The 19,120-nt window shown below is 75.4% G+C and carries 5 protein-coding genes; 2 read left to right on the top strand and 3 right to left on the bottom strand.

Annotated features, from left to right (window positions below; all coding sequences use genetic code 11):
- Positions 1 to 78 precede the first annotated feature (78 nt).
- Together F603_RS0116410 and F603_RS0116405 are read left to right on the top strand one after the other, a co-directional pair.
- On the top strand, positions 79 to 7,530 hold the full coding sequence (locus F603_RS0116410) for an SDR family NAD(P)-dependent oxidoreductase (RefSeq protein ID WP_019547080.1): 7,452 nt from the start codon (positions 79 to 81) through the stop codon (positions 7,528 to 7,530).
- Between the two features lie 50 nt (positions 7,531 to 7,580).
- Positions 7,581 to 15,413 (top strand): type I polyketide synthase, encoded by a 7,833-nt coding sequence (locus F603_RS0116405; protein WP_245600798.1) that lies wholly within the window; start codon positions 7,581 to 7,583, stop codon positions 15,411 to 15,413.
- 40 nt (positions 15,414 to 15,453) lie between these two features.
- On the opposite strand, the gene F603_RS0116400 is transcribed toward F603_RS0116405, so the two are convergent.
- The 3 genes from F603_RS0116400 to rfbB are packed head-to-tail and all read right to left on the bottom strand — an operon-like array spanning position 15,454 to position 19,114.
- A complete protein-coding gene (locus F603_RS0116400) occupies positions 15,454 to 16,728 on the bottom strand; it encodes a phthiocerol/phthiodiolone dimycocerosyl transferase family protein (protein ID WP_106431334.1) in 1,275 nt (424 codons plus the stop codon).
- Positions 16,729 to 16,730: 2 nt separating this feature from the next.
- Positions 16,731 to 18,119 (bottom strand): NDP-hexose 2,3-dehydratase family protein, encoded by a 1,389-nt coding sequence (locus F603_RS0116395; protein WP_245600797.1) that lies wholly within the window; start codon positions 18,117 to 18,119, stop codon positions 16,731 to 16,733.
- A complete protein-coding gene (gene rfbB, locus F603_RS0116390; protein ID WP_026328470.1) occupies positions 18,116 to 19,114 on the bottom strand; it encodes a dTDP-glucose 4,6-dehydratase in 999 nt (332 codons plus the stop codon). Before rfbB ends, F603_RS0116395 begins: the two co-directional genes overlap by 4 nt.
- Positions 19,115 to 19,120: the final 6 nt, after the last annotated feature.

Raw genomic sequence — 19,120 nt, 5'->3', positions numbered from 1 at the left:
GGGCGAGACTTGAGCCACACACCACAGCCGCTCGACGGTCTGAAGTGCACCGTGGTGGTACGTGCCACCGATCCGGTGATGCGAGACCACACGGTGCACGGCACCAGCATCCTGCCCGGTGTCTCCTTCCTCGACCTCGTCTACCGCATCCTGCTGTCCAGCGGTGTGGAGACCGAGACGGCCGAACTGCGGCACATCCTCTTCCAGCAGGCGGTCGCCGCCGGTGCACGGTTCGACACCGAGCTGGAGTTCCGGTTCGTCGCCCGGGAGGACCACCACCGGATCGCCGTCCGGGCCGTCCCGCTGCCGCACGAGGGCGGACGCGGTACGCCGTTCGATGTCCTCGCCTGCGAACTCCACCTGGGGGAGCCGTTCCCTTCGGACACCCTCGACCTGGAAGCGCTCCGCCGCCGCGCCGACCGCACGGTGGACATGGCGGAGCTGTACCGGACCGTGCGCCAAGCCGGCATCGCGCACGGCGACTTCATGCGGGGGCGCGGAGAACTCCGTGTCGCAGAGGGCGAGTTGCTCGCCGAGCTGCGTCCCAGCCCCGAGGCGGCCACCTACCTGGGCTACTTCCACCTCCACCCGGCCTGCCTCGACGCCGCCACCCTGCTCCCCTCGCACTTCGCCGAGGCGTACACGGACCGGTTCGGCGAGCTCGCCGCCGGCGAACGCAAGCCCTACATCCCCCTGCACATCGCTTCCTTCCGCGCTCGCGGTCCCCTCGGCCACGACAACCTGGTCCGTGCCACGCCTCCCAGGTACGAAGGGCACGAGGCCGATCTCAACGTCTGCGACCTGGACTTCTACGCGCCCGACGGCTCGCGTGTGATGTGGCTGCACGGCCTGACGTCCAAGCGGGTACGGCAGGTCGACTCCCTCACCCGCCTCGTGGAAGCGGAGGCGCCGAGCCCCGCCGAACCGGCCACGGCCCCCGTCCTCACCACCCCCGAGCCGGACGCCGCCCCGGCGCGTGCAGGAGGCGTCCAGGCGCTGCGCGAGCTGATCGCCTCCCTGCTCGCGCCGCGGCTCGGCGTCGCCGCCGGCGCGGTCGACCAGGAGCGCGGTTTCTACGAACTGGGCCTGGAATCGACCGCATTGCTCGCGCTCGTCAAGGAGCTGGAGTCCGTCCTCGGCACGGAGCTGTACCCCACGCTCCTCTTCGAGTACAACACCGTCGCCGGCCTCGCCGCACACCTCGACGAGCGCGGGGCGGCCCCGTCCGCACCGCTCCCGGACCGCCCACCGGAGGGCGCCCAGGCGCCCGGCACCGCGGACGGACGCGAGCCGGACCAGGACGTCGTGTACGTGGCCGACGTCTGGGAGGAGGCGCCGCCTCGGCGCGAGGCCCCGGCCGCCCGGCGGCTGCTCGTCGACCCGGACGGTGGCCTCGCCGCACCGTCCGGCGGGGCCGCCAGGGTGGCTTTCGGCGCCGAATTCGCCGAGGACGGCGCGGAGTTCCGGCTCGATCCCTCCTCACCTGCCCACTGGCAGCGCCTCTTCGCGCGGCTCGCTGCACACGAGGCACTGCCGACCGAGATCGTCTGGTGCCCGGCCGCCGCGACCGTCGAGCGTGAGGCGCAACGCCGGGCGCTGCCGGCGGAGTTCACGGCGCTTCTGCACTGCGCGGCGGCCCTGGTGCGGCTGCCCGGCAGACGCGAGGTGCGCCTCGTCTACTGCCTGCACGCTCCCGACGGCACCGAGACCGCGCCGCTGGCGGCGCTGGCCGCGATGTTCAAGAGCCTCCGACGCGAACACCCCGGCTTCCGGGCGAAGTTGCTCGCGCTGCCGGAGCCCGTCGCGCGCTCGGCCGAGTGGATCGAAGCCGAGGCGCGCGCCGAGGACGAGTACACCCAGGTGCGGATCGACGGGGGTCGCCGGCTGGTGCCGCGCCACCTGCCGACCGCCGCCGCGCGCCCGCGGGTGCCGACGGCTGCGCCCCGCGAGCGCGGCGTCTACCTCGTCACCGGCGGCCTCGGCGGCGCGGGCACGATCCTCGCCAGGTTCCTCGCCGAGCGGTACGCGGCACGGCTCGTGCTCTGCGGCCGCTCCCCGCTCGGCGACGTGCAGCAGCGCCTGCTCGACGAACTGTCGGACGCGGGCGCCGAGGTGCTCTACCGGCCCGCCGACGTCTCGCGGGCCGAGGACGTCGACGCGCTGGTCTCCGCCGCCCGGCGCCGCTTCGGCCGCGTGGACGGCGTCGTGCACGCGGCGGGCGTCCTGCGGGACGGAATGGTGGACGGCAAGACCGCGGCCGACGCCGAGGCCGTCTTCGCGGCCAAGGTGGCAGGCACTTCGCACCTGGACGCCGCGACGCGCAGTGAGCCGTTGGACTTCTTCGTCGTCTGCTCCTCGACCGCGGCGAGTTGGGGCAGCGCGGGCCAGACCGACTACGCGTGCGCCAACGCCTTCCTCGACGCCTTCGCGTGCGACCGCGCGGAACGCGTCGCCGCGTCCGAGCGCTCCGGGCACACGGTGTCGATCGCCTGGCCCGCCTGGCGCAACGCGGGGATGCGGCTGGACGAGTCCGCGCTCGACGGCCTGCGCGCACTCGGGATGGAGCCGCTGGAGGACGCGACGGCAGCGGAGATCCTGCTGACCGCGCTCGCCGGAACGGCGGGCCGCGTCATGCCTCTCGTCGGCCGGCGCGCGGAGATCACGGCGTCGATCGGGCTGCCGGACGCGGAAGTTGAGGACGCGGCGCCCGACCGCGAGCCGGGCCCGCCCGCGGTGAAGGCCGTCGACCGCGCACCGGAGCCCGGTCGCGCGGACGACGGCGATCCCGGGGACGACGACACGATCGCCATCGTCGGCATCAGCGGCCGCTACCCGATGGCCGAGGACCTCGACCGCTTCTGGGAGAACCTCCGCGACGGACGCGACTGCGTCGGCACCGTCCCCGCCGGACGGTGGGCCGAGGGAGCACCGGAAGCGCGCGGCGGATTCCTCGACGGCATCGACGAGTTCGACCCGCTCCTCTTCCACGTCTCGCCCAACGAGGCCGCGCTGCTCGACCCGCAGGAGCGGCTGTTCCTCCAGACCGTCTGGCACACCTTCGAGGACTCGGGACACGCCCCCGAGCGGTGGAAGGGACGCCACGTCGGCGTCTACGTGGGCGTGATGTACAGCCAGTACCAGCTCTACGGCGTGCGCGGGCCGGACGAGCCGCCGGGACCCGTTCCCTCGTCCTTCCACGCCGCCATCGCCAACCGGGCCTCGTACTTCTTCGGTCTCCACGGACCGAGCATCGCGCTGGACACCATGTGCTCGTCCTCGCTCACCGCGATCCACCAGGCGTGCGAGAGCATCCTGCGGGACGAGTGCGAGGCCGCCGTGGCAGGCGGCGTCAACCTCACCGTGCACCCGGACAAATACCGGCTGCTGGGCCAGTCTTCGTTCCTCTCGTCGGACGGGCGCTGCCGCAGCTTCGGCGCCGGCGGCGACGGCTACGTGCCGGGCGAGGGGGTGGGCGCCGTGCTGCTGCGGCGCCTGCGCGACGCGCGGTGCGACGGCGACCAGGTGTACGGCCTCGTCCGCGGCCGCTCCCTCAACCACGGCGGGCGGACAGGCGGTTTCTCGGTGCCCGACCCGCAGGCCCAGGCGAAGCTCATGGTCGACGCCTTCCGGCGCTCGGGCACCGATCCGGCGACGCTCGGCTACATCGAGGCGCACGGCACGGGCACCTCGCTCGGCGACCCGATCGAAGTCGCCGGCTTGGAAAAGGCGTTCGCGCACTTGGGTTCGGGGGAGCGCGCGGGGCGCGTACCCGTCGGCTCGGTGAAGTCCAACGTGGGCCATCTGGAGTCCGCAGCCGGCATCGCCGCCGTCACCAAGGTCGTCCTCCAACTCCGCCACCGGGAGCTGGTGCCCTCGCTCCACGCCGAGCGGCTCAACCCGGGGATTGACTGGGAGGGTTCGCCCTTCCGCGTACAGCGCGAGCGCGCCGAGTGGCGCCCCTGGCAGGAGGGTGCGCCGCTGCGGGCGGGCGTCAGCTCCTTCGGCGCCGGCGGCGCCAACGCCTTCCTCATCCTGGAGGAGCCGCCGGCACCGCCGGAGCGGCGACGCGCTCCGGCGGACGGGGAGCGCCTGTACGTCCTCTCCGCGAAGAACGAGGACCGCCTGCGTACCCTGGCGCGCCGCATGGCCGACTTCCTCGACCGCCGCCCGCAGGCGGCACCCTCCCACGTGGGCGAGTTGGGCGAGCTGCTCGCCCGCGTCCTGCGGGACCTGCCGGGCGGCGTGGCGGCCGCCTCCCCGGACGAACCGTTCGCCGAACTCGGCCTCGGCTACCCGGAACTCGCCATGTTCCGGCAGCGCCTGGAGGCGGAGCTGGGCCGTGAGATGCCGCCCCACCTCGTCGACGGCGAGACGACACTCGCCTCGCTCGCCTGCCGCCTCTCCGAGCCCGGCGGCCGGCCGGACGAACCCGCCCTCGACGCCGACTCGTTGGCGTTCACCCTCCAACAGGGACGCGACGCCATGGACCAGCGGTTGGCCGTGCTCGCCCCCGGCCCCGCCCAGCTCGCCGAGCGCCTCCGCGCCCACCTCGACGGCGCTCCGGCGCCCGGCGTCCACCACGGGCGGCGGGACCGCTCGGCCCCGCACCCCGCGCCGGACGAACTCGGCGCCGCCGTGGCACGACGCGACCTGGAAGCGCTCGCCCGCGCCTGGGTCGTCGGCGCCGACGTCGACTTCGGACCGCTGTACGAGGGGCCGGGGCCGGGGCGGATCTCGCTCCCCGGTTACCCCTTCGAGCCCACCCGCTGCTGGATCACCCCCGACCCGGGTCCCCGCGGCGGTGCGCCCGGCGCACGGGACGGGTTGCTCGGGCCCGGCGTCGAACTCCCTGACGGCGGGCGCCTCTTCACCGCCGTACTCGACATGGCCGAGCACCGTTGGGCAGCCGGGCACGAGGTCGCGGGCACGGTGCTGCTGCCGGGCACCGCCTTCGCCGGACTGCTCGCGCAGGCCGGCGCGCGGCTCGGCTGCCCCCGCGTGGCCGAGCTGACGCTCGCGGCCCCGCTGCCGCTCCCCGCGGAGGGGCACGTCCGGCTGAGCATCACGGTCGAACCACCGGACGCCGCGGGCCGGCGCCCGGCCACCGTCCACGCGCGGCGGGGCGAGGAGGCCGCGGGCGGGCCCTACTCGCACCACGCCTCCGCGGAGCTCGCCGAGGACGTCGCCAAGGAGCCTGCCGCCACCGCCCCGTGGCCGCCCGAGGGGGTGGAGCGTGTCGAAGTGGACGGGCTGTACGGGCGGTTGGCGGAGGCCGGCATGGCGTACGGGCACGCATTCCGCGGAGTGCGTGCCGTGTGGCGGGACGGTGCGGAGCTGTGTGCGGAGGTCGAGCTGCCCGAGGGCGCCGCCGAGGCCCCCGGCTTCGGGCTCCACCCGGCGCTGCTGGACGCCGCGTTGCACCCGGTGGCTCTCGGCGGCTTCCTCACGGAGCCCGGCAGCGCCCACCTCCCCTTCGCCTGGAGCGGCGTCAGCCTCCGGGACGGCGCCTTCGACGGCGGCCCGGTCCGGGTCCGTATGCGGTCGGTCGGTCGGGACACCGTCTCGCTGCGGCTCACCGACGGTGCGGGCACGCCCGTCGCATCCGTCGACTCCCTCGCCCTGCGCCCGGCGCCCGCGGCAGGGGAGACGGCGCCCGACGGGCTCTACCGGCTCGACTGGACCGAGTGCCCGACAGCCGCGGAGCCGCCCACCGCGGCGGACGGCCGGGTTGCCCTGCTCGGTCCCGACGTCCTCGGCCTCGCCACCGAACTCGGCGCGGTGGACGGCCCGTACGCCGACCTTCCGCAGCCGGGCGGCGGGACGGTTCTCGCCCAACTCCTCCCCGGCGACGGGCGCTCGGCCGTCCATCGGGCCCTGGCACTGGTGCGGGCGTGGGTGGCGGAGAGCCGGCCGGCCTCGGCCCGCCTGGTGTTCGTCACGCGCGGCGCCGTCGCAGCCGAGGCCGGGGAGGGTGGGGTCGATCCGGATCAGGCCGCGGTGTGGGGCCTGGTGCGCTCCGCGCAGGCCGAGCACCCCGGCCGGTTCGTGCTCGTCGACGTCGACGGAGCGCCCGAGTCCCTGCCGGCCCTCGCGGAAGTGTTCTCCCACGCCGACGAACCGCAGCTCGCGCTCGTGCGGGGCGGCGTGCGGGTGCCGCGGATGGCGCGCGCTGCACTGCCCGCGGGGGCGCGCGCTTTCCGGTGGCCGACGACCGGCACCGTATTGATCACCGGTGCCTCGGGGGCGCTGGGACGGCTCGTCGCCCGCCATCTCGTCGCCGAACACGGCGTCCGGCACCTGCTGTTGGCGAGCAGGCGCGGGCCGTCGGCGCCGGGGGCCGCCGAGTGGGAGGCGGAGCTGACCGCGCTCGGCGCCCGGGTCACCACCGCGTCCTGCGATGTCTCCGACCGGGCGGCGCTCGCCGCCCTGCTCGCGCAGGTGCCCGACGCGCATCCGCTCGCCGCGGTGGTCCATGCGGCCGGGGTGCTCGACGACGGACTCGTGGGCGACCTGACGCCCGAGCGCCTCGACGCGGTGCTCCGCCCGAAGGCCGACGCAGCCCGCCACCTGCACGAACTCACCCGGCACGCGCAGCTCGACGCCTTCGTGCTCTTCTCGTCGGCCGCCGGCGTGCTCGGCGGCCCGGGGCAGGCCAACTACGCGGCGGCCAACGCCTTCTTGGACGGCCTGGCACACCACCGCAGGGCTCTCGGCCTGCCGGCGACCTCGCTCGCCTGGGGCCGTTGGCGAGGCACAGAGGAGGCCGTCGGGATGGGCGGCGAGCTGGACGCGGCGGGCAGCAGCCGCATGGAGCGGGCGGGCATCCTGCCGCTCTCGCCCGACCACGGCTTGCGCCTGCTCGACCTGGCAGTCGGCGCGCCCGTACCCGATCCGATACCGCTCCTCCTCGACACCGCCGCGCTCGCCCGCTCCTCCTCGGGCGCGGCTTCGCTACCGCCCCCGCTGCGGAGCCTGGTACGCCGGCCGCGCCGCCCGGCCGAACCGGCGGCGGACGGGCTGCGGGACCGACTCGCGTCGCTGCCGGCGGCCGAGCGGGACGCCGCCGTACTGCTGGCGGTGCGCGACGAGGCCGCAGGCGTGCTCGGCTACCCGGGGCCGGGCGCCGTCGAACCGGACCGCCCGTTCGCCGAGTTGGGCTTCGACTCGCTGAGCGCCGTCGAGTTCCGCAACCGCATGGCGACCGCGACCGGGCTGCGGCTGCCCTCCACGCTCACCTTCGACCACCCGACTCCGGGAGAGCTCGCCACCTACCTCCTGGGCGAGTTGGCCGAGGACACGGACACGGACGTCCTCGCCCTCGTCGACCGACTCACCGAACTCGCCGGGACCGTGGGCGACTCGGCGGAGCGGGCCAGGGCCGCCCAACGGCTGCGGGACGCCGCGGAGTTGCTCGCCTCACCCGCGGACTCCCCGTCCGTCGGCGGGCCCGCGGCCGAGCTGGACCGGTTCGACGCGAAGAGCGACGACGAACTCTTCGCCTACCTCGACGGTCAGTTGGGCGACGCCTAGGGCAGGCCCCGACCCGCCGTACGGCCCGGACCGAAGGAGCCGACCCCACGATGCCCGAGGAGCGACGAGAACCCATGCACACCGAGGACAGGCTCCGCGACTACCTCAAGCGGGTCACCGCCGAACTACAGCGCACCCGCGGCGCACTCGCGCACGCCGAGGACCGGTTGCGGGAGCCGATCGCCATCGTCGGCATGGGATGCCGCTACCCGGGCGGAGCCGCCTCGCCCGAGGAGCTGTGGGAGCTGGTCTCCACGGGGACCGACGCCGTCTCCGGCTTCCCCCTCGACCGGGGCTGGGACCTGGAGCACCTCTACCACCCCGACCCCGACCACCCGGGGACCGCCACCACCGAGGAGGGCGGATTCCTCCACGAGGCCGCCTGGTTCGACGCCGACTTCTGGTCGATCTCCCCGCGCGAGGCGGTGGCCGCCGACCCGCAGCAGCGGCTCTTCCTGGAGACGGCCTGGGAGGCCGTCGAGCGCGCCGGCATCGATCCGCGCGCGCTGCGCGGCAGCCGTACCGGTGTCTTCGTCGGGATGATGTACCACGACTACGCGGGCAGTTCGGCAGCCGGAAGCGTGGTGGCCGGCCGGATCGCGTACCAACTCGGCCTGGAGGGGCCCGCGCTCGCGGTGGACACGGCGTGCTCGTCCTCGCTCGTGGGGTTGCACCTGGCGGTGCACGCGCTGCGGAGGGGCGAGTGCTCGCTCGCCCTCGCCGGCGGTGCCACGGTCATGGCGACGCCCGAGACGTTCGTCGCGTTCAGCCGCCAACGGGGGCTGGCACCCGACGGCCGGTGCAAGTCCTTCGCCGAGGCGGCCGACGGCACCGGGTGGGCCGAGGGCGTCGGCGCCCTCGTCGTGGAGCGGCTCAGCGACGCGCGGCGCAACGGGCACCGCGTGCTCGCCGTGGTACGGGGCAGCGCGGTCAACCAGGACGGCGCGAGCAACGGGCTCACCGCACCGAGCGGCCCGGCCCAGCAGCGCGTCATCGGCGAGGCGCTCCGCGACGCCGGCCTCACCCCTCGGCAGGTCGACGCGGTGGAGGCGCACGGCACCGGGACCCGGCTCGGCGACCCCGTCGAGGCGCAGGCCCTCCTGGCGGCTTACGGATCGCACCGCACGCCGGAGAACCCGCTCCGACTGGGCTCGATCAAGTCGAACTTCGGCCACAGCCAGGCGGCGGCCGGAGTCGCCGGCATCATCAAGATGGTCATGGCGATGCGGCACGAAACGCTTCCCGCGACCCTCCACGTGGACCGGCCCACCCCGCACGTGGACTGGCAGGGGAGCGGGGTGCGGCTGCTCACGGGCAACACCGACTGGACGGCGGGCGAGGAGCCGCGCCGCGCCGCCGTCTCCGCGTTCGGGGTGAGCGGCACCAACGCGCACGTCGTCCTCGAAGAGCCCGACGCCGCCGACCGCGCCCCGGCCGCGGCTGCGGACGGCACGCGCCCGCCGGGCGGCGCCCTCCCCTGGGTGGTCTCCGGCCGCACCGCACAGGCTCTGCGCACCCAGGCCCTCCGGCTCCACGACTGGCTGACCCGGCACCCGGAGCTCCATCCGCTGGACACCGCGTACTCGCTCGCGACCACGCGCACCGCCTTCGCGCACCGCGCCGTGGCAGTCGGCACCGACCGCGGCGAACTGCTCGCGCAGCTCGCCGCGTTGGCAGGGGAGACCCCGGCGGCCGGCACCGTCACCGGATCGACCCCGGGCGGCGGCCGGGCGGCCTTCGTACTCCCCGGCTCCTTCGCCTCCACCGAGGACGCCCGGCTCTGCGCCCGCACCGCCGGGGAGCTGCTCGATGCGGCCCCCGTGTTCCGGGCGGAGATCGACGCCTGCGACGAGGCACTGGCCGGGCTCGTCGACTGGTCCCTCACCGAGGTGCTGCGCGGGCGGCCCTCCGCCCCGCGGCCCGAACGCGCCGACGTCGCCGGCCCGTTGCTGTGCGCCCTCGGCATCTCCCTCGCCGCGCTGTGGCGTGCATGCGGTGTGCGGCCCGCGGCCGTCCTCGCCGAGGACGAGCGCGCGGCGCCGGCCGCCGCCTGCGTCACGGGCGAACTGCCGCGCGGGGAGGCGCTGCGGGCGGCGGCGGGGGAGCGGCCCGCGGGCGGCCGGCTCCGGTACGCGACGCCCGGCACCGTGCTCCCCCTACTCCAGCAGGACGTCACCGCGCTGCTCGCGCTGGGTCCGGGGGACCGGCTCGCCGCGCGTCTGGATGCCGCTCCCGACCTCCCCGACGGCCTCGTCGTCCGCACCGTGCCGAACACGGGGAAGAGCGCGCACGCCTTCACCACCGCGCTCGCCGAGGCGTACGTCCGCGGCTGCGCGCCCGACTGGCGGGCGTACTTCGCCGACACCGGCGCGCGGACGAGCGAACTCCCCACGTACGCCTTCCAACGCGAGCCGTTCTGGGCGACGCAGGAAGCCCCGGCCCCCCGACCCGAGCGGCACGCCGACCTGCTCGACGCCGCGGTCCCGCTCGCGGAGGGCGGCCTGCTGCACACCGGACGCCTCTCGCTGCGCACCCATCCGTGGCTCGCCGACCACGTGGTGGCGGGGAAGGTGCTCCTGCCGGGGACCGCGTTCGTGGAGTGCGCCCTGCGGGCCGGCGAAGCCGCGGGATGCGGGACGCTCGACGAGCTGACTCTGGAAGCCCCGCTGCTCCTGCCCGAACACGGCGGCGTGCGCCTCCAGGTGACCGTCGGGCCGCTCGACGAGCACGGCACCCGCACGCTCTCCGTCCACTCGGCACCGGAGGACGCGCCGAGCCCGCCGGAAGCGGCGCACCCGCGGCCCGTGGGCACGACGTGGACGCGGCACGCCACCGGCGTCCTCACCTCCGCCGCCGAGCCGTCCGCACCGTGGACCTGGCCGTCGGAGGGCGAGGATCTCGACCCCGCCGAGGTGCACGAGCGGATGGCGCAGGCCGGACTCCGGTACGGCCCCGCGTTCCGAGGCATCCGGAAGCTGCGGCGGCACGGTGACGCGCTCTTCGCCGAGGTGGAGTCGGACCAGCCGGCGGAAGGCTTCCTGATACACCCGGTGCTGCTCGACGCGGCCCTCCACCCGCTCGCGCTCGGGTTGCCCGGGCTCGCCGACGGCCAGGAGCCCAACGCGCCCCGCGTGCCCTTCTCCTGGCGCGGCGTGACGGTGCACACCCCCCGGCGGACCGTGCTGCGCGTGCGGTTGACGGCAGACGGCGGCGGCGTGCGCGTGGAAGCGCAGGACACCGAGGGCTCCCCCGTGGCCCGGATCGACTCGCTCGTGCTCCGCCCGCTTCCCGACGCCGCAGCGGGTGAGGGCGCGCCGCCGCTCTACCGCGTCGAGTGGACACCGTCCCCGGAGGCGTTCGGCGAGGAACCGAGGGAGCGCTGGGCCGTGCTCGGCTCCGCCACCTCCCCCGAGGCCGCCGCCCTCCGCGCGTGCGGCGCGGACGTCGAGACGGCGGCGGAGCTCGCCTCGCTCAGCGCGGACCGGCAGGTGGTCGTCGCGCCGTGCCCGCCCTCCGCGGCGCCGCTCGCGGACGCCGCCGAGGCGGTGCGCTCCGCCACGGGCTGGGCGCTCGACCTCGCCCAGCGGTGGCTCGCCGACGAGCGCTTCGCGCAGGCACGCCTCGTTCTGCTCACCACCGGCGCCGCCGGCACCGACGGCACGGCCCCCGACCCCGTGCACGCGGCGGTACGGGGACTGATCAGCTCGGCCCACTCGGAGCACCCGGGCCGGTTCTGCCTCGTCGACGTGGAGAGCGCCCCCGAGGCGAACCCCCTCGCCGCGCTCCCCGCGGCCCTCGCCACCGGTGAACCGGAGTTGGCGCTCCGCGCCGGCAGCGTGCTCCGACCCCGCCTCGTACGCGCCTCCCCGGGCGCGGCCCCCGACGGCCTCGCGGGGACGGAGGGCACGGTCCTCGTCTCCGGCGCGACCGGCGGCCTGGGGCGCCTGCTCGCCCACCACTTGGTGGCCGCCCGCGGCGTGCGCCACCTGGTGCTCGTCGGCCGCCGGGGCCGACAGGCCCCGGGCGCGGCCGAGTTGGAGGCCGAACTGGAGGCGTCCGGCGCCGAGGTCACCTGGGCCGCCTGCGACGTCGCCGACCGTCGCGCGGTACGGGAAGTGCTCGACGCCGTCCCGGACGCGCACCCGTTGACCGCCGTCGTCCACGCCGCCGGAGTCCTCGACGACGGTGCGTTCACCGCCATGACCCCCAAGCGGCTGGACACCGTACTGCGGCCCAAGGCCGACGCCGCCGTGGTCTTCCACGAGGAGACGAAGGACCGCGACCTCTCCGCCTTCGTGCTCTTCTCCTCGGTCTCCGGGGTGCTCGGCGGTATGGGTCAGGCCAACTACGCCGCGGCCAACGCCTTCCTCGACGCGCTCGCCCGGCAGCGCAGGGCCGAAGGACTGCCCGCCGTCTCCCTCGCCTGGGGCCCGTGGGAGCCGGTCGGCGGCATGGCGGGCGAGCTCGCAGCGGACACGCGGGACAGGATGGCGCAGGCGGGGTTTCCCCCGCTCACCGAACGCGAAGGGCTCAGCCTCTTCGATGCGTCCGCGGGGTCGGACGAACCCGCCCCGCTGCCCGTACGCCTCGACCTCGGTGCACTGCGCGCCCAGGCGGCTGCCGGCGGGCTGCCGCACCTCCTGCGCGACCTGGCTCCGCCTCCCGCACGGCCGGCGCCCTCCGCCACCGTCGAACAGCCCCTCGCCGAGCGCCTCGCTGCCCTGGGCGCGGCCGAGCGGGAAGGAGTGCTGCTCGGCACGGTGCGTGCCGCGGCCGCCGAGGTGCTGGGCCACGACTCGGCGGAGGCGGTGGACGCGGACCGCACCTTCCAGGAACTGGGGCTCGGCTCGCTCAACTCCACGGAGCTCCGCAACCGGTTGACGGCCGGGACGGGCCTGCGCCTGCCGGCTGCCTTCGTCTTCGACCAACGGACACCGACCGAGGTGAGCCGCTCCCTCGCGGCCCTGCTCCCCGAGCCGGAACGGGCACCGCTGGCCGCACCCGCACCCGCACCCGGGCCGGCGGACGCGGACCACCGGATCGCCCTCGTGGGGATGGCCTGCCGTCTTCCGGGCGGGGTGCGCAGCCCCGACGAGCTGTGGGACCTCCTGGCCTCCGGCGCGGACGCCGGCGCCCGTGCGACTGCCGGCGGGGGAGACGGCGCGGCCCGCCTCGTCGACGACTCCTGCGACCCGGACCTCCTCGGCCTCCCACCGCAGGAGGCCGAAGCCGCCGACCGGCACCTGCTCGTCCTTCGGCAGCTCGCCTGGGAGGCGTTGGAGGACGGCGGAGTCCTCCCCGCCGCCCAACTCGACGCGCCCACCGGCGTCTTCGTCGGCCGGACGCACGAGCGCGGCGGCGCCGGGAGCACGGAGCCGGCCGGCGGACTGGCCGCCGCCTTCGGATTCGCCGGCCCGGCCGCCACGTTGGACACGGGCGACTCCTCCTCACTCGTGGCGCTGCACACGGCGGCGCAGTCGCTGCGGCAGGGCGAATGCTCGTTGGCGCTCGCGGCCGGCATCACGCTCTTCGACGGCACGGGCGTCGGGCAGGAGCCCTCGGCCGAGGGAGCCGGCGTGCTGCTGCTGGAGCGGCTGCCGGACGCCGTACGCGCCGGACGCCCCGTGCTCGGCGTCCTCCTGGGCAGCGCCGTCGGCAGGGGCGAGGCCCAACAACGCGTCCTCGCCCGTGCGTTGGAGCAGGCCCGGCTCGCGGGCCCCGAGGTCGACGCGGTCGACACGTACGGCGGCCGGGAGGAGCCGCACGCGCTGGGAGAGGTGTACGGCGCGGGCCGCTCCTCGGAACGGCCGCTGCGGATCGGCACGGTCGGGACGAGCATCGGGCACACCTCGGCGGCGGCCGGGGTGGCGGGAGTGATCAAGGCGGTGCTCGCGCTGCGGCATCGCGTACTGCCCCGCTCGGGCGGTGACCGCCAAGCGGCGTCGTGGGAAGGCGACTTGCCCGACACGGTGCGTCCCCTCACCGAGGCGGCGCCCTGGCCGAGCACGGGCGCCCCGCGGCGGATCGGCGTCTCGGCGCTCGGCGCAGGCGGCACCCATGCCCACGTCATCGTCGAACAAGCGCCGCGGGACGAGGACGGCGACGGTACGCCGCCGCCCGTGCCGCGCCCGGTGCCGCCTCCCTTGCCCTGCGTGCTTTCGGCGACCTCCCCGCAGGGGCTGCGGGAGCAGGCACGCAGGCTGCGCCACCATGCCGAGGCCGCCGCCGAGGAGTGGGCCGACCTCGTCGGCGCCCTCGCCACCACGCGTACGGCCTTTGCCCACCGCGCCGCCTTCCCGGTCGGTACGCGGGAGGAACTGCTCGACGGGCTGGCCGCGTTGGCGCGCGGCGAAGAGGCACCCGGCTCGGCCGAGGGGAGGGGCTCCGGCGGCCCCCTCGGCTTCCGCTTCACGGCGGAAGGCGGTCCGCCCCTCGTCGGTCGCGGTGTGTACCGGGCCCACCGGGTGTACGCCGAGGCACTCGACGGGATCGTGGAGCGGCTCGACGCCCATCTCGCCCGCCCGCTCCGCGAGGTCGTCTGGGAGGAGCCCGCGCTGCTCGCGCGGCCCGAGTTCGGACGGCCCGCCCTCTTCGCCGTCCAGACGGCGATGTTCCGGCTGCTGGAGGCATGGGGGCTGCACCCCGATCGGATCTCCGACTCGGTTTCGTCCGCCGTGGCCGCGGCGCACGCGGCAGGAGCGCTCGACCTGGACGGGGCCGTCGCGCTCGTGGCGGCGTGCGGGCGCGCGGCGGCAGGGGGCGGCCGGGACGAGCTGCTCCGGGTGCTGGCGGGCCTCGAGTACCGGGCGCCACGTATCCCGCTCGTCTCCGCTTCGGGCAGGGTCGTCGAGTCGGCGGAACTGGCCTGCCCTGAGCACTGGTTGGGACGTGAGGACGAGGCAGCCGACCCTGCGGCGCCCGGGGAGGTACTCGAACTCGGGCCCCGCGGCGCCAGGCTGGCCGCGCGGGACGCCCCCTCGGCCGTCGAGGAGGGGAGGCCGGAGGCCCGCGCCCTGGCGGAGGTCCTCGGACGCCTGCATGTGGGCGGGCGCCGGGTGGACTGGCGCGCGGTCTTCAGCGGTTTCGCCGACCGGCAGGTGCGGCTGCCCCCTTCCGCGTTCCAGCGCCGCAGCTTCCGTCCGGCGGACCCGGGCGCCCCGGCGGGGGAGCGCTTCTGGGAGCGCGTCGAGCGCGGAGACGTGGACGGCCTCGTGCGCGAACTCGGCCTGCGCGGGGACGAGCCGCTGAGCGTCGCCCTCCCCGCGCTGGCCGCCTGGCGGCGCGGCGGGACGGGGACCGGCGGGTGGCGCCGGACACCCGGGGCGGACCCGGCGGAGCTGACCGGGGTCTGGCTCGTCGTACTCCCGACCGGTTCCGAGGGGGTTCGGGACCCGGAGGACACCGCCTGCTCGGACGAGGTGGGCGATGCGCTGGTGGGTGCCCTGGTGCGGCACGGAGCCGAGGCGGTGCACTTCACCGTCGAGGCGGGCGAAGACCGGGAGGTGCTCGGCGCCCGCCTCCGGCACCTGTCGTCGACGGGTCGCCGTCCCTCCGGCGTCCTCACCTGGCTGCCGGGCGCGGTGCCCGAGACCGTCGACGCGCTCTTCGGCGCCCTCGGCGACGCCGTCCCCGAGGCCGCCGTGTGGGGCGTCACGAGAGGGGCCGTAGCGGTCGGCGAAGTTGCCCGCGCCGAGGCGGATCAGGAGCAACTGCGGGCTCGGGCCCTGGAGTCGGCGCGGACGCGCGGGACGGTCGACCTCCCGCCCGTACTCGACGCACCGTCCCGCGGCCGGCTCTGCGGCGTCCTCGCCGCCGGGGCCGCCGGGGCCGCCGGCGTCGAGGCGGCCGTGCGCGCGGACGCGGTGTTCGTCCGCACTCGTTGAGCCGCTGCGGGACGGCGCCGGTGAGCCGGTGCCGTGCCGCTCAACTCCCCAGCGCGAGCAGCCGTCCACGCACCGAGGTGCGGATCGCTTCCATCTGTCCGGCCGAGAAGCACCGGGCGCTGTAGGGCAGTTCGATGTCGAGCTGCCCGCGCACGGTCAGCACGGAAGCCACCAGCGGGCCGAACCCGGCCTGCGGGAACGAGACATCGCCGAGCGCGAAGCACCGCACGTCGGTGATCGGCAGCCCGTCCGGGGTCTCGGGCACCGGCACGTTGCCGAGATTCGTGGTCACCAGGCTGGCGTTGAGCAGCGACGGGTCCCTGAGCACCTGGGCCGCCGCCAGGATCTCCCGCTCCAGGTCGCCGCGGGCGATGGCCTCGCGGAGGTTCTCCGCGAGGCGCCGCCCGAGCGAGAGCACGTCGGCGTCCTCCCGCACGTCGAGCACGTCGAAGAAGAGCGAGGCGGCGGGGAAGAGCTCTTCCGGGTGGACGGGCGGAGAGAGGCGCCCCCGCAGATCGACGGGGGACATGCTGCTCATCCGCTGCGTCCCCGCGCCGCCGGCCGCGTCGCGGACCGCCAGCAGCAGGGCGGCGACGAGCACTCCGTGCACCGACACCCCTGCGGCCTTGCTCGCACCGATCACTCCGGCGGTCTGCTCCCGGTCGAGCCGGACCCTGGCCACCCGCATCGGCAGCTCTTCCTCCGCCGCCGACTCCCCTGCCGCGTACGGCAGATGCACGAGGGGCGCCCCCCGCATCCGCTCCCCGCGGGCCGTGACGTATGCGGCCAGGTCCTCGGGGGTGTGCGCGGGCAGCCGGGCGGAGAGCGCGGCGGGCAGGGCGTCGTCCCCGTCGTCCCCGTCGTCTTCGGGTTGCGGCATGGTGAACGTGCCCTCGACGCAAGCCGTGTAGCCCCGCCACACCGCATCGCAGACGGCGAGTGCGCTCTGCCCGTCGGTGATGGAGTGGTCGATGCTGAGCACGAAGGTGTCCTCGTCCGCGCCCTCGATGAGGACGCCCCGCACCAGGCCGCCGTCGGGCGGGAGCGGCGTGTTGATCTCCTCGCGCAGCGAGCCCGGTACGCCCTTGCGGACCTGGAGCTGCGGCGGACCCGTCTCCAGCGGCTGGAAGGAGAACGCGTAGGGACCGTCCTGCCGGACCCGGCTGCGCAGCGAGGGGAGCCGCGCCACCACGGCGGCGAACGCCCGCGCCAGCGGCTCCTCTTCGACGTGCCCGCCGACCGAACACACCACCGTGACCCGGCTCTTGGCGTCCCCGAGGTGCACCATCTCTTCCAGCGCGAGTGCGCGCGTCATCTTCATCCACCTTTTCCCGGCCGCCCCGGTTCCGGGACGCACACGCTCTGGAGGCAGGCGATGAGCGTACGCGCCTCCACGTTGACGTAGTGGCTGTGCCGCATCAGCCCGAGGAGTTGGGCGACCGGGACCCACCGGTGCCCGGGCGGCTCGTACGGATCGCCGTCCGCTTCCACGATCAGGTACCGGTTGCGCGCGTGCTGGAACCGTCCGCCCTCCTCGGCGAGGACCGCGTCGAAGAGCACGCGTGCGCGGGGTGCACCGAGCACCTTCTCCAGCAGCGGCGGTCCGGCCGCGGCCGGCAGGTGCGCGTAGTTCTCCGGCGTGCACTGCACGGTGGGCCCGACCTCCAGCACGTCGACGCAGCCCGGTTCCACGCGGAGGTTGGCGAGTACGTGCCGCGCACCGTCGACGGACTTGGTGAGGAACGCGGAGACGCCCACGCCGTGCGGCCTGAGCAGCGGCTGGGTCCACTCCGCGACCTCCCGTTCCCCCGCCCGTACACGCACCGCCACGATGCTGAAGAAAGCCCCGTTCCGGTGCGCGATGCGGTCCGGCTCCTGCCGCCACGCGGGCAGCCCCGCGAGCGGTACCCGCTCCACCCGGACCCGCTCCCGGCTGCGCGCCTCGGTGAGCCAGCCCAGCAGGTCCCCGCTCGGTTCCGTGCGCGGAACATCGGTGAACGGGAAGGGGAGGCAGGACAGGATGCTGCGGGTGTCCATGTTCACAACGGAGGTGTGGGTGCCGTCCGTTCCGGTGCCCTCGGCGAGCAGCCGGTGGAGCTGCCCCAGCGGCATCCAGCGGAAGCCCTCGCGCACCTCGACGTCCCCCGCGGCCTCGACGACCATGTTCCGGTTCCGCTTCCGGAAGAACCAACTGCCCTGCTCGGACTGGCGGACGTCGACGAGCACCCGGTGCGCGTTCCGGTGCAGGAAGTGCTCGACGTAGGGGACGGCGCGGCCTCCGTGGACCCCGCTGTAGTTGCTCAGCGTCGCCTGCACCGTGGGGGAGAGCTGGAGGCCCGGCCGGTTGCCGGGTTCCGTCTTCGCCTGCATCAGGAAGTGCAGCACGCCGTCGAACTCCTTGGCGAGCAGCCCCAGGATGCCCACTTCCGGCTGGTGCAGCAGGGGCTGCGACCACTGCGGAACGGGCCCCTCCGGCCGGTGCACCTCCGCTCCCCGCACCTGGAAGAACCGGCCGCTGTCGTGGACGAGGTCCCCGGTGCCCGGCGTGAAGCTCCAGGAGCGCAGCTCCGCGAAGGGGATGCGGTCCACCCGCGAGGTGTCCTCCGCGCGGCGCTCCTCCCACCAGCGGTGGAAGCCCGCGAGCGGCGCGGTGGCGGTCTCCTCGGCGACGGCGGAGAGCGCCACCCGCGCGTGCGTCCGCTTCATGCCGGCGACGCTTCCCGCGCGAGACGCTGCCGCAGCGGCAGCCACCAATCCCTGTGCTCCGCATACCACTTCACGGTCTCGGCGAGCCCGCTCTCGAACCCGGTCCGCGGCGCGTAGCCGAGCTCTTCGGAGATCCGGTCGAAGGCGAGCGAGTAGCGGCGGTCGTGGCCCTTGCGGTCCGGCACCCGCTCCACCATCGTGCCGTCGCGGCCCAGCAGCTCCAGCAGCCGCGCCACCAGCTCCCGGTTGGCGAGCTCGGTGCCGCCCCCTATGTGGTAGACGGCGCCGGCCCTGCCGGCCTCCGCGACCAGGGCGAGGCCGCGGCAGTGGTCGTCCACGTGGAGCCAGTCGCGCACGTTGCCGCCGTCGCCGTAGAGCGGCACCTTCCTGCCGTCCAGCAGGTTGGTGACGAAGAGGGGGAGCGCCTTCTCCGGGAACTGGTAGGGGCCGTAGTTGTTGGAGCAGCGGGTGACGCAGACGGCGAGGCCGTGGGTGCGGTGGAAGGCGAGCGCCAGCAGATCGGCGGAGGCTTTCGAGGCGGCGTACGGCGAGTTGGGGTGGAGCGGCTGGTCCTCGTGCCACGAGCCGTGCTCGACGGAGCCGTAGACCTCGTCGGTCGACACCTGGAGGAACCTGCCGACGCCCACACGGGCGGCGGCCTCCAGCAGCGTCTGGGTGCCGAGCACGTTGGTGCGCACGAACTCGCCGCCGTCCGCGATGGATCGGTCCACATGGGATTCGGCGGCGCAGTGCACGACCAGATCGGCACCGCTCAGCACCTCGGAGACGAGCGCCGCGTCGCAGACGTCGCCCGTCACGACGGTGAGCGCCGGATCGTCCGCCACCTGCGCCAGGTTCGCCCGGCAGCCCGCGTAGGTGAACCTGTCGAGGACGACCACCTCAGCGCCTGCGAGCGGCGGATAGGCGCCCGCCAGCAGGCTCCTGACGAAGTGCGAGCCGATGAAACCGGCGCCGCCCGTGACCACTATTCGCATACTTCC

This window comes from Streptomyces sulphureus DSM 40104, from assembly GCF_000381025.1.
GTDB classification, from domain to species: domain Bacteria; phylum Actinomycetota; class Actinomycetes; order Streptomycetales; family Streptomycetaceae; genus Streptomyces; species Streptomyces sulphureus.
Note: the sequence above shows the minus strand (reverse complement) of the source record. Positions and strands in the feature narration are given on the sequence as shown.